12 protein-coding genes and 1 riboswitch are annotated in these 12,256 nt (G+C 48.9%); of the genes, 6 read left to right on the top strand and 6 right to left on the bottom strand.

Annotated elements, in window-relative coordinates:
• Nucleotides 1–12: 12 nt before the first annotated feature.
• The 6 genes from aceE to BM334_RS01405 form a co-directional block, all read right to left on the bottom strand.
• Nucleotides 13–2,682, bottom strand: a complete 2,670-nt coding sequence (gene aceE, locus BM334_RS01430) for a pyruvate dehydrogenase (acetyl-transferring), homodimeric type (protein WP_092836894.1) — start codon at nt 2,680–2,682, stop codon at nt 13–15.
• 10 nt (nt 2,683–2,692) lie between these two features.
• Nucleotides 2,693–3,448 carry a pyruvate dehydrogenase complex transcriptional repressor PdhR gene (gene pdhR / locus BM334_RS01425; RefSeq protein ID WP_092836891.1) on the bottom strand — a complete coding sequence of 252 codons (756 nt, stop codon included), beginning with the start codon at nt 3,446–3,448 and terminating at the stop codon, nt 2,693–2,695.
• A gap of 191 nt (nt 3,449–3,639) precedes the next feature.
• Nucleotides 3,640–4,422, bottom strand: a complete 783-nt coding sequence (gene ampE / locus BM334_RS01420; RefSeq protein WP_092836887.1) for a regulatory signaling modulator protein AmpE — start codon at nt 4,420–4,422, stop codon at nt 3,640–3,642.
• Nucleotides 4,423–4,428: 6 nt separating this feature from the next.
• Nucleotides 4,429–4,989, bottom strand: a complete 561-nt coding sequence (ampD, locus tag BM334_RS01415) for a 1,6-anhydro-N-acetylmuramyl-L-alanine amidase AmpD (RefSeq protein ID WP_092836884.1) — start codon at nt 4,987–4,989, stop codon at nt 4,429–4,431.
• Between the two features lie 26 nt (nt 4,990–5,015).
• On the bottom strand, nt 5,016–5,327 hold the full coding sequence (locus BM334_RS12940) for a type II toxin-antitoxin system RelE/ParE family toxin (protein WP_092836881.1): 312 nt from the start codon (nt 5,325–5,327) through the stop codon (nt 5,016–5,018).
• Nucleotides 5,321–5,587, bottom strand: a complete 267-nt coding sequence (locus BM334_RS01405; RefSeq protein WP_055439370.1) for a type II toxin-antitoxin system Phd/YefM family antitoxin — start codon at nt 5,585–5,587, stop codon at nt 5,321–5,323. Before BM334_RS01405 ends, BM334_RS12940 begins: the two co-directional genes overlap by 7 nt.
• A 283-nt stretch (nt 5,588–5,870) precedes the next feature.
• On the opposite strand from BM334_RS01405, the gene nadC reads away from it, so the two are divergent.
• The 6 genes from nadC to coaE all read left to right on the top strand — a co-directional run bounded on the left by nadC (nt 5,871) and on the right by coaE (nt 12,207).
• Nucleotides 5,871–6,737: a carboxylating nicotinate-nucleotide diphosphorylase gene (gene nadC, locus BM334_RS01400; RefSeq protein WP_092836878.1), complete on the top strand. Its 867-nt coding sequence runs from the start codon at nt 5,871–5,873 to the stop codon at nt 6,735–6,737.
• A gap of 81 nt (nt 6,738–6,818) precedes the next feature.
• A riboswitch (cyclic di-GMP riboswitch) is annotated at nt 6,819–6,913 on the top strand.
• Between the two features lie 191 nt (nt 6,914–7,104).
• Nucleotides 7,105–7,635 carry a pilin gene (locus BM334_RS01395; protein WP_092836875.1) on the top strand — a complete coding sequence of 177 codons (531 nt, stop codon included), beginning with the start codon at nt 7,105–7,107 and terminating at the stop codon, nt 7,633–7,635.
• 124 nt (nt 7,636–7,759) lie between these two features.
• Nucleotides 7,760–9,457: a type IV-A pilus assembly ATPase PilB gene (gene pilB, locus BM334_RS01390; protein ID WP_092836872.1), complete on the top strand. Its 1,698-nt coding sequence runs from the start codon at nt 7,760–7,762 to the stop codon at nt 9,455–9,457.
• A 41-nt stretch (nt 9,458–9,498) separates the two neighbouring features.
• Nucleotides 9,499–10,725: a type II secretion system F family protein gene (locus BM334_RS01385; RefSeq protein WP_092836869.1), complete on the top strand. Its 1,227-nt coding sequence runs from the start codon at nt 9,499–9,501 to the stop codon at nt 10,723–10,725.
• A 4-nt stretch (nt 10,726–10,729) separates the two neighbouring features.
• On the top strand, nt 10,730–11,596 hold the full coding sequence (locus BM334_RS01380) for a prepilin peptidase (RefSeq protein ID WP_092836866.1): 867 nt from the start codon (nt 10,730–10,732) through the stop codon (nt 11,594–11,596).
• Entirely contained in the window at nt 11,596–12,207 is a 612-nt protein-coding gene (gene coaE, locus BM334_RS01375; RefSeq protein WP_092836863.1) for a dephospho-CoA kinase, read from the top strand. The genes BM334_RS01380 and coaE overlap by 1 nt, the downstream gene beginning before the upstream one ends.
• The last annotated feature ends 49 nt before the right edge of the window (nt 12,208–12,256 follow it).

Genomic DNA, 12,256 nt, shown 5'->3' with positions numbered 1-12,256 from the left:
CGCTCCCGTTGCTTACGCGTATTGTGGGTTGATTTTGTTGGTGTCGATGCCGAAATCTTTAATGGCTTTTTCCACCACTTTGGCATCAATGTCACCCGCTTTGGCTAACTCAGTCAACGCCGCAACAACAATATATTGCGGGTTCACTTCAAAGTGACGACGCAAGTTTTCGCGGCTGTCTGAACGACCGAAACCATCAGTACCTAACACGCGATAAGGCGTTGGCACCCACGCACGAATTTGATCAGCGTACTGCTTCATGTAGTCGGTTGCTGCAATGGTTGGGCCTTTGGCCTTGCTTAACACCTCAGTGACATAGGCAGTTTTCTGCTTCTTGCCTGGGTTCAGCATGTTGTAACGTTCTACGTCGTAACCGTCGCGTGCCAATTCATTGAAAGACGTTGCGCTGTAAACTTTGGCGGTAACACCATAGTCGTTTGCCAAAATTTTCGCGGCTTCACGTACTTGCTGCAAAATAGTGCCCGAACCAAGCAATTGAACTTCGCCCTTGGCGCTTTTCGCTTTCACGCTTTCGAACTCGTACAAGCCCTTAATAATGCCTTCTTCAACGCCTTCTGGCATTTCCGGCTGCGCATAGTTTTCGTTCATCACGGTTAAGTAATAGAACACGTTCTCTTGCTCACCGTACATGCGGCGTAAGCCGTCTTGCACAATCACCGCTACTTCGTAACCGTAAGTTGGGTCATAAGTAATACAGTTTGGCACCGTGTTGAACAAGATATGGCTGCTGCCGTCTTGGTGCTGCAGGCCTTCGCCGTTCAAGGTTGTACGGCCAGCCGTACCACCCACTAAGAAGCCACGCGCTTGGCTGTCACCAGCGGCCCACACTAAGTCACCCACACGTTGGAAACCAAACATAGAGTAATAAATGTAGAACGGAATCATCGGCTCATTGTTGGTTGAGTAGCTAGTTGCTGCCGCCACCCATGACGCCATAGCGCCAAGCTCGTTAATACCTTCTTGCAGTACTTGGCCCTGCTTGTCTTCGCGGTAGTAAGCCACTTGGTCAGCATCTTGCGGTTCGTATTTCTGGCCTTGGCTAGAATAAATTCCCACCTGACGGAACAAGCCTTCCATACCGAAAGTACGGGCTTCGTCTGGAATAATTGGCACAATGCGTTTGCCAATTTTCTTGTCTTTTAACAGCGCGGTTAGTACGCGCACAAACGCCATGGTGCTTGAAATTTCACGCTCGCCTGAACCTTTAGTTACCGCTTCAAACGCCTTCAAGGAAGGAATTTCAAGTTCAACGTCAGTTTTCGCACGGCGCACTGGCATGAAGCCACCCAGCGACTCACGACGCTCGCGCATGTACTTCATTTCTTCGCTGTCATCAGGGAACTTGTAGAACGGAATGTCTTCAAGCTCGCTGTCTTTAATTGGAATGTTGAAACGGTCGCGGAAGTGTTTAATCGCTTCCATGTCCATTTTCTTCACTTGGTGGGCAATGTTTTTACCTTCGCCCGCTGCACCCATGCCGTAACCTTTCACGGTTTTCGCTAAAATAACCTGCGGACGACCTTTAGTGTTCACTGCTTTGTGGTAAGCCGCGTACACTTTCATTGGGTCGTGGCCACCACGGTTTAAGCGCCAGATATCTTCGTCTGTCAGGTTCGCCACCATGGCCTTGGTTTCTTCCGTTTTACCGAAGAAATGCTCACGAGTATACGCACCGCCTTTGGCTTTGTAGTTCTGGTACTCGCCGTCCACGCTGCTTTGCATAATGTCGGCCAGCTTACCTTCGGTGTCACGGTACAATAGTGGGTCCCAATAGCGACCCCAAATAACCTTGATCACTTCCCAACCCGCACCACGGAACGTACCTTCAAGCTCTTGAATAATCTTACCGTTACCGCGCACAGGGCCGTCAAGGCGCTGTAAGTTACAGTTCACAATAAAGGTAAGGTTGTCTAAACCTTCGCGAGTAGCTAAGCCAATAGCACCTAAGCTTTCTGGCTCGTCCACCTCACCGTCACCTAAGAAGCAATAAACGCGCTGATTAGAGCAGTCTTTAATGCCGCGGTCGGTTAAATATTTCAGATAGCGAGCCTGATAAATTGCCTGCATTGGGCCTAAGCCCATCGATACCGTTGGGAACTGCCAAAAATCTGGCATTAAATGCGGGTGTGGGTACGACGAAATGCCTTTACCGTCTACTTCTTGACGGAAGTTCTCTAATTGTTCATCGCTAATGCGGCCTTCGAGGTATGCACGAGCATAAATACCTGGGCTCGCGTGCCCCTGAATAAACAGGAAGTCACCGCCGTCTTGCTCAGTTGGCGCACGGAAGAAGTGGTTAAATCCTACGTCATACAACATTGCTGAAGACGCAAAGCTGGAAATATGACCGCCTAGCTCAAGGTCTTTTTTCGAGGCGCGCAACACCATTGCTAACGCGTTCCAGCGAATAGCAGAGCGAATGCGGTGCTCAATGGTACGGTTGCCCGGCATTTCGGGCTCTTGGCTGGCCGGAATGGTATTTAAGTACGCGGTGGTTGCGTTAAACGGCAAATAGGCACCGCTACGGCGGCCTTTTTCAATAAGCGATTCGAGTAAGAAGTGCCCGCGTTCTGGGCCGTCTTGTTCCAACACCACCTCGAGGGCTTCAAGCCACTCGCGCGTTTCTTGCGGGTCGATGTCGTCTTTTAAATGGTCAGTCATACTTCTGTCCTTACCCTTGCTGAGTTCGGCGTAGCGACCGCTGAATTCGTGATTGTTCACGATTCGAGGTGAGCAACGCATGTTCAATATAGGCTAGCAACTGATGACAAGCTTCGCGCGCTTGTTCGGGTTCACCAGCCGAGATGGCAGCGACAACCTGCTGCCGGTGTTCGTGTAATTGCTGCATGACACCTGGCTTGTGCGCAAGGTCCTGCAGGTTCTGAAGAATATTTTTCTGCAACAGTGGCAACATGCTGCGCACTAGGTGCAATAAGATCACATTGTGTGAGGCTTCGGTAATGCGCAAGTTAAACTCGGTTAACGCCTGCGCTTGTGCGGCAAGCTCCGTGCCGGGCTCTAATTTAAGCGCCGCAAACCCCGCCTGAATGGCTTCTAAATCAGCTTGCGTGCCGCGCATGGCCGCATAGTACGAGCTGATGCCCTCTAACGCATGACGAAACTCAAGTAAGTCAAATTGTGACTCGGGGTGTTGCGCCAGCAAGTCGAGCAATGGCTCTGCCACGCGTTCTTGCATGTTATCGCAAACGTAAGTGCCACCACCTTGACGGCGCTCAACTAATCCGCGCGCTTCAAGTTTTTGAATGGCCTCACGTAAACTTGGCCGCGACACTGAAAATTGGGCAGCCAAATCACGCTCCGAGGGCAACCGCGCCCCGGCTTCGAGGGTTCCGTCCACGATCATGGCTTCTATGCGTTCCATAATCACATCGGATAATTTTGTCTGTTGAATGCGCTGAAATGTCATTTGAAACCCGTTACTCGTGCGCTGCGCTGTTCGTACACTTCGTTGTTCGTGCGCTTCGCTGTTCGAACAGTGCGAAGCACGGACGAACAGGGCATAGCCCGCACGAATAACAAATAACGCTTTTTGCCTTTGGTAATACCAATGAACCAATATTCTAGATCAGGGCCAGTGAAAACCCAAGCACAAACTGCCTAAACCCATCCCCCAATCGTCAAAATCGCCACTAAAATGATATATAACAAAAAGTTACGCTTTACGAGTGCAACAGTGGTCAGAGCAGTTAGATCTTCCGCTTGCTCAGCAACCTTGGTGAGCGCAATGAAGTTGTTTTGTGGTTTGTTGCCCACCGAGTTCAGCCAAATGGCTGCTGCTTTGGAGAAGTTTCCAACCAGCAAAAAGCCAAGCGTCATAAACCGCGTTGGTAACCAGTTGATAATTTGGTTAGCTAGCTCCCAGCGCTGGCTGCGGCTGTGGCGCATCTCGCGCAAGGTGGCATAAACAAGTGCGCCAGTAATACCGAACAGCACAAAATAAACAAGCACCGCAAAATAGTGACGTAGGTGTATCCACAACAACAGGTGTTCAACTGGAGCTGCCTCGTTGCGCCCAGCGGCTTGCTGCAGTTTCTTTAATTGATGCGCTTGCTCTGCGCCGTCTTCTTCGGCCTCAGCGATAAGGTATTTCTTGTAGGCTTTGCGTGCCTCTGGCGCTTGTATGGCCAGCAACACCCCGGCTGTACTTACCAGAAACGTGATCAACGTGCTATTTAATAACAGTAATACAAAGCCAATGGCGATGGCCGGTATAATGGCCCACAGCACTTGGCCTAAGTCATGTTGGCGCCAGCCTTCTAGCTGCGTGCTTTTCACTTGCCAATGCTGCCAGCGCAAAATTATGCGGCGCCAATGAAAATTGCGGGTAATTTCCAACGTTCGCTCAAGCGAATAAGCAAGCAAAATAGCCAACAAGTACATGGGTGTTTATACCTTCTTCGTCAAATTATCGTTCAACAATTGTTTGAAACGCTTCCAATCAAACGCTGGGCCGGGATCTGTTTTGCGCACCGGCGCAATATGTTCGTGCCCTACTATACGATGCCGCGTTAGCGCCGGATAGTGATCAATCAGTTGTCGGGCCACTTGCGCTAAACATTGATACTGCTCATTAGTGTAGGGCGTGGTGTCGGTTCCCTCAAGTTCAATACCTATTGTGAAGTCATTACAGCGGCGGCGGCCACAGTAGTTTGAACGCCCTGCATGCCAGGCGCGGCGGTGAAACGGCACATATTGAATCAGTTCGCCGTTACGGCGTATAAAGCAATGCGCCGACACACGCAGTCCATCAAGAATAGCGAAGTCTGGGTGGGCGTTCGGGTTCAGCGTGCCCATGAAAAGGTCATCAACATAAGGCCCGCCGAATTCACCGGCCGGCAAGCTAATACCATGCACCACCAATACGCTGATATCGCTCGGGTCTGGGCGCTCATCGGCATGCGGCGACTCGCGTTTTTGGGCTTGCTCAAGCCAACCGTTTTTAATCATTTTTAGTTCTCACAAGGTTAAGCGAACTATTTGTTTTCTTTCGAGTCAGTCAGAATTCGGTGAGGCAACATTCGTTGGTGCAAAATGCCATGGACAACCAAAATATTTTTATTCACCCGATAAAAAATGATTTGGCTGGAAACTGAATACCCCCTAAATGAATTATCCAATTCACTATATACCCTACCTAAATCTGGAAACTCACTTAATAAATGAAGCGCCGTTTCAATCTGTTGGCTATACGTATCAGATTGCTTACTTCCCCAATGGCTTTGGCTATATTCTCGAATCTCTATAAGATCGGCTAAGGCTTGTGAAGTAAATTTATAGCTCAGCATTGGTCAAATTTGCCGGCACGAATATCTGAAAATACAGCGTCACCATCGTGCAGCTCACCGGCTTGCTCTTGTCTCAAAGAAACCTCTAACCGAGCTTTTAGGGTCGCTAGCTTCATCTCCTCAATCATTTCATATTCCTCCATGGAAATAACCACCGCAACCGGCTTGTTGTTCTTAGTAATTGTTATGGGCGTTCCTTGCACCTTCATAATGAGTTCTCCAAAGTGGGTTTTGGCTTCATTTGCTGTCATCGTTTTCATCGTCACACCGTTTAATTCGTTCGATTTGTACGATATATAGCGTAAAAATTCATCATAAGCCAGCGAAATGAACTGTTTTAGCATGTTTTGCGGTGACAGTTTTCAAATTAAGACATCGCGTGTTTTGCGTACCGCTTCTTTCGCAAACAAAAAGTCGCAAACAACATGTCGTAAACAAAAACTACTGACTTGTGAGAACTGGGCGGCAACCCTACAATAGGTGCACTTTGATAGTCATAAACAACTATAGTCATAAATAACCACCGGATAAAAAGGCACACCCATGGATACTCGAGTAGACCCTACCTTGTTGGCTGCAGACCGTGAGCAGATGGTGCAGCGCGCGCTGCAGGAAGATTTGAACGGGCTCACTGCCGACTTGGACATTACCGCGCAGCTCATTCCCGCTGGCGAGCAAGCTCACGCTCGCGTGATTACCCGTGAAGACGCAGTAATTTGTGGTGTTGACTGGGTGAACGAGGTGTTTAAGCAACTCGGTGGCGAGGTGACGGTTACTTGGCATGTGGCCGACGGTGACGACGTGGCCGCTGAGAGCTTATTGTGCGAACTTGAAGGCCCCGCCCGCGTAATCTTAACCGGCGAGCGTACGGCTTTGAACTTTTTACAAACCTTGTCGGGCGTTGCCACTACTACCGCCCATTATGTACGCCATTTAGAAGGCAGCGACACGCGCTTGCTGGATACTCGCAAAACTATTCCTGGCCTTCGCACCGCATTAAAGTACGCCGTTGTCTGCGGTGGTGGGTTTAATCATCGTATTGGTTTGTACGACGCGTACCTTATAAAAGAGAACCACATTATGGCTTGCGGCGGCATTGCACAAGCCATTGCAGAGGCTCGCAAGTTGAATCCGGGCAAGCCGGTAGAAGTAGAAGTCGAAAATTTAAGCGAATATGACGATGCGCTTAAGGCCGGAGCTGATATCATCATGCTTGATAACTTCTCTTTACAGGATATTTACACAGCAGTAGAACAACGTACAGGTCAGACCCGTTTAGAAGTGTCCGGAAACATAACAGATAAGCGTTTGAAAGAGTTGGCATTAACTGGAGTGGACTTTATCTCTTCTGGGGCTATAACAAAAAACATACAGGCCATTGACCTTTCTTTAAGATTTCAAAAACTTTAGGTATTGACGAAATAATTTGTTCTGCTATGTTTTAACTGCAATGCGCAACTAAGTACCAGAAATGGGCTTAGCTGCCAGGCACGCTTTAAAAGGCAAAGCCACCGAGAGGTGGTGACGCAAAACCTCCGGTCCAACTAGTTGGCATTAGCCAAGTAGCGGATAGCGGGGCTGCAGGCTAGAGTCTGGTGGGTTGAAGTAGCTTTCCGATGTATGTCGACAAAGCAATACCACTTGTTCTTTCGGCTGATGCAGATGACTTGTTTGGTTCACTTTTGGTGGCCACCAAGTGCTGTAAGCATCTGGTTGCTACTTTAAATGGACTACAACAACAACTAATAAGTTCGAAAATACTTTCGGGAGATATTTCATGAAAGCGCAAGTACAAAAAGGTTTTACCCTAATCGAGTTGATGATCGTTGTTGCGATCATCGGTATTTTGGCCGCTGTTGCAATTCCTATGTACAGCGATTACACACAACGTGCTAAAGCCTCTACTGGTTTAGCTGCATTGGCAAACTACAAAACTACTGTTGCGATGTGCTACCAGACTTATGGCGCGTTGGATAACTGTGACGCATCAACTCCAGCCAGTGCCGACGGGACAACACCAGCTGTTGTAACTCCAATCCCTGAGGCTATTCCTGCAACAGCGGATGGTGACCCAGCTCCTGTTAACGGTTTGCGTCAAGCAAATGTGACTGGTGGCTCTATCACAGCTACTTTAGATGCTGTTGATACTGACGGTGACTACATAACTATCACGTTAACTCCTCAAACTGCGGGTGGTGGAAACTTAAAGTGGACCATCTCATGTTCTGACTTCCCAGAAACTCGTGTAGACGGTTGTAGCACTGATACAGCTCCGGCTGCAGGAACTCCTGTAGAAGGCGGGGAATAATTTATCTGGTATGCAACTTTGATCGTACTTGAAGTTACCAGCTATAGCTGAATTATTAATTGTATAAGGAGTCTCTTTTTGTTTAGAAAGAGACTCCTTATTTTAAAGTGATAATGGACCCATAATGCTGCATCACTCCCTCGCGGCGCTGCTGCTGCGTGACAAACTCATTCCTGAAGATAAACTCACCCGCTGCAGCGAGTATGCTTGGGAAAATAAGCTGCCGTTTAGTGCCTGTTTAGTTGAACAGAAGCTTATTTCGCCAAGCGAACTTGCCAACTTTTGTTATCTTGAATCGAACGCCCCGTGGCTTGATCTAGACGCCTTTAACCCTGATTTTTTGCCGCAAGAATTCATTAACGAACGGTTAATTCGAAAGAACCATGCGCTGCCGTTGTATATGCGTGGCAACGTGCTTTATGTGGCGGTTTCTGACCCAACCCGCATTGAAACGCTGGATGAATTTCAGTTTCGTACCCGCATGCAAACCGAAGCGGTGTTGGTGGAAGAAAACAAGTTACAAAAATTAATTGATACGGTATTAGAAAACGAATCATCGGCGCTTGGCGTAACCGCAGAAGACGAGCAAGAGCTGCGTGATATTGATGCCACCGATGAGCGCCAAGACGATACCGGCGCGGTTAGTGCAGACGTTAAAAACGATGCGCCCATTGTTATTTACATTAACAAGATGCTGCTGGATGCCATTAAGCGCGGTGCGTCGGATTTGCACTTTGAGCCCTACGAGCAAGAATATCGCATTCGTTTTCGTATTGATGGCGTACTGCATGAAATTGCCAAACCGCCCGTGCAGCTTGCAGGGCGTATTGCCGCGCGTTTAAAGGTTATGTCGCAGTTGGATATTGCCGAGCGCCGCTTGCCACAAGACGGCCGAATTAAGCTTAAACTTTCAAAACACAAAGCCATTGATTTTCGGGTAAGTACACTGCCAACGCTGTACGGTGAAAAAATTGTACTGCGTATTTTGGACGCTGCGGCAGCCATGATCGGTATCGAATCACTGGGTTACGAGCCCGATCAGCAAAAGCTTTACGAAGAGGCCCTTGAGAAACCGCAAGGTATGATTTTGGTCACCGGCCCCACAGGTTCAGGTAAAACCGTATCACTGTATACCGGCTTGAACATACTCAACACGCCAGAGCGTAATATATCCACCGCAGAAGACCCAGTAGAAATAAACCTTGTGGGTATTAACCAAGTTCAAATAAACGTAAAAGCTGGCTTAACCTTCGCCGACGCGCTGCGCTCGTTCTTGCGCCAAGACCCCGACGTAGTCATGGTGGGTGAGATTCGTGACCTAGAAACCGCGGAAATCGCCATTAAAGCGGCACAAACCGGTCACTTGGTGCTCTCGACCTTGCACACCAACTCAGCCGCGGAAACCTTAACCCGTTTAATGAACATGGGCGTGCCGGCCTATAACATTGCTGGTTCGGTCACACTCATTATTGCGCAGCGCTTGGCGCGCCGTTTATGCAACCAATGCAAAGCAGAAGAAAAACTACCCGCGGAAGAAATGCGCCGCCAAGGCTTTAGCGAAGAACAAATTCAAACCAACACCATATTTAAAGCCGTGGGCTGTGACCAATGTACCGGCGGTTACAAGGGCCGTACCGGTGTGTACGAGGTCATGCCGATTACGCCAAACATAGCCGACTTGATTATGGAAGGCTCGTCATCACTAGACATAGCCAAGCAAGCCCGCGAAGACGGTATTAACTCTTTGCGCCAATCAGCGCTGTTAAAAGTAACGGCGGGCATTATTAGTTTGGCTGAAGCCAACCGCGTCACGAACTTCTAACTATAATAATTTAGCTAACTTTCTTACAAGCAGGTGCAGTAATGGCGAAGAAACCGCAAGCCGTGAAGGAAATCACCGAATTCGCATGGACAGGTATTAATAAGCGCGGCCAAAAAGTAAAAGGCCTGATGCGCGCCGATAATGATCGAGCGGTGCGCGCTCGCTTACGCGACCAAGGCGTCATGCCAAAAAGCGTCAAGAAGAAGGCCAAGTCGCTATTTGGTAATAAAAAAATAACCGGTGGTGACATCGCGCTTTTCACCCGTCAGATTGCCACCATGTTAAGTGCCGGCGTACCTTTGCTGCAGTCGTTGGAAATGGTCGCCAAAGGCGTTGAAAACCCGAAAATTCGTGACCTCATGCTCACCATTGCTAACGATGTTGGCGCGGGTTCGCCGTTGGCTTCGGCGTTACGTAAGCACCCCACTATTTTCGATACTTTGTATTGTGATTTAGTGGATTCCGGCGAGCAATCGGGCTCGTTAGAAACCATTTTTGATCGTATTGCGACCTACCGCGAAAAATCAGAAGCGCTGAAAGCCAAAATCAAAAAGGCTTTGGTATATCCTGCCTCGGTTATTGTGGTGGCGCTAGTGGTAACCGTGATCTTGCTCGTGTTCGTAGTACCACAATTTGAAGCGGTATTTAAAGACTTCGGTGCCGAGTTGCCTGCTATGACCCAGTTTGTAGTGACATTGTCGGAAATTGTGCAGGCTTATTTCTTATATGTTGCTGCTGGGCTCATCGTTGCGGGCTGGCTATTTAAGCGTGCGTACGGCAAAAGCCAGAACTTGCGCGACAAGGTCGACGCCATTTCATTGAAAGTACCCGTCATTAAAGAAATACTCAACAAAGCCGCGGTTGCACGCTTTGCCCGCACGCTATCTACCACCTTTGCCGCCGGTGTGCCGTTAATTAACGCCTTAGAATCAGCCGCAGGTGCCTCAGGTAACGCGGTATATCGCGATGCTATTTTCCGGATTCGCGACGAAGTCACCTCAGGTATGCAAATGAATACCGCCATGCAGTCGCAAGACTTATTTCCAACCCTAGCAGAACAAATGGTGTTTATTGGGGAAGAATCTGGCTCACTCGATGATATGCTAGCTAAAGTCGCCAGTATATATGAGCGCGAAGTGGACGACTTAGTGGATAACTTAACCGCGCTGCTTGAACCGATGATCATGGTGGTGATAGGTGTGCTTGTAGGTGGTTTGATTGTCGCCATGTACTTGCCAATCTTCTCACTTGGCCAAGTAGTAGGATAAACAAATGGAATTGATTTTAGACTACCCCGCCCACACGGCTTGGGTAACGGCCTTCGGCCTTGCTTTGGGCCTCGTGGTGGGCAGCTTTTTAAACGTGGTTATTGGCCGCTTTCCGGTGATGATGCAGCGCCAATGGCAAAAAGAGTGTGCAGAAGTCAGCGGTATCACGCCCGAAGCACAAGACAAATTCAATTTAGCGACGCCCGGCTCACATTGCCCGACATGCAAAACCGCCATTAAGTGGTATGACAATATTCCAGTTATTAGCTGGCTAGTGCTTAAAGCCAAATGCCGCGCTTGCCACACAAAAATTAGCGCACGTTATCCAGCCATCGAACTGCTAACCGGCGTGATCTTCGCCACAGTAGTTTGGCAACTCGGCTTCACCTTCACCACCTTCGTGTATTTGTGGTTAGCTTGCTTGCTCATTAGCATGTTCTTTATTGATGCAGACCACATGCTGCTGCCCGACCAAATGACCTACCTGATGCTGTGGACAGGGCTAGGTTTTGCCATTTATAGCGGCCACATACCGCTGCAAGACGCCGTGATTGGTGCCATGGCCGGTTATTTAGCGCTGTGGAGCGTTTACTGGGCATTTAAATTGCTGACCGGCAAGGAAGGTATGGGCTATGGCGACTTTAAGCTGCTAGCAGCCTTTGGCGCATGGCATGGTTACCAAATGCTACCAGTTACGGTTATTGCATCGGCCGCCAGCGGTGCCGTGATTGGTATTATTTGGCAACAAATTAATCGCAACAAGCAAGGACAACCGATTCCATTTGGACCATTTTTGATCTGCGGCGGCGTTATTGCCATGCTGTGGGGCGAAGAGTTGCTGAGCAGCTACCTGAATTGGGTGCACGGCTAATGTTTGTAGTCGGCGTTACAGGCGGCATTGGTAGCGGCAAAACCACAGTCACCGACCTATTCTACCAGCAAGGTATTGATGTGGTTGATGCGGACGTTATTGCGCGCGGCATGATGAACCCCGGTTCTGCGGCGCTTGAAGCGGTTAAACAGCGTTTTGGCGAGCAAGCATTACAGCCAGATGGTGGTTTAAACCGTTCTTGGTTACGCGAGCGCATTTTTGCTCACCCTGAAGACAAAACCTGGCTAAATAACCTAACCCACCCACTGGTGCGCGAACAGTTGTTACAACAAGTGGCGCAAGCTCAATCACCTTACGTGATTTTGTCTGCACCATTATTGATTGAAAACCGCCTAACGCAATTATGCGACCGGGTGCTGGTCGTCGATGTTAGTGAAGCGACGCAAATAGCGCGCACAGCATCGCGTGATAATACCAATGCAGAACAAGTACAGGCCATTATTGCCGCCCAAGCCAGCCGCGAGCAGCGTTTAGCGGCCGCCGACAATGTTATTGATAACAACGGCGCGGTGGAAGAATTACCCAAGCACGTTGAAAAATTACACGAACTTTACCTGCGCTTAGCTGCCAATAAACAAGCAACTCGTTGAAACTTCAAAATAAGCAGCTATTATAGGCTCATGTACATACATAACCGAG

Origin of the sequence: Pseudidiomarina donghaiensis (genome assembly GCF_900116895.1) — a bacterium.
GTDB classification, from domain to species: Bacteria; Pseudomonadota; Gammaproteobacteria; order Enterobacterales; family Alteromonadaceae; genus Pseudidiomarina; species Pseudidiomarina donghaiensis.
The sequence above is the reverse complement of the archived record's forward strand: the minus strand, read 5'-3'. Positions and strand labels throughout refer to the sequence as shown.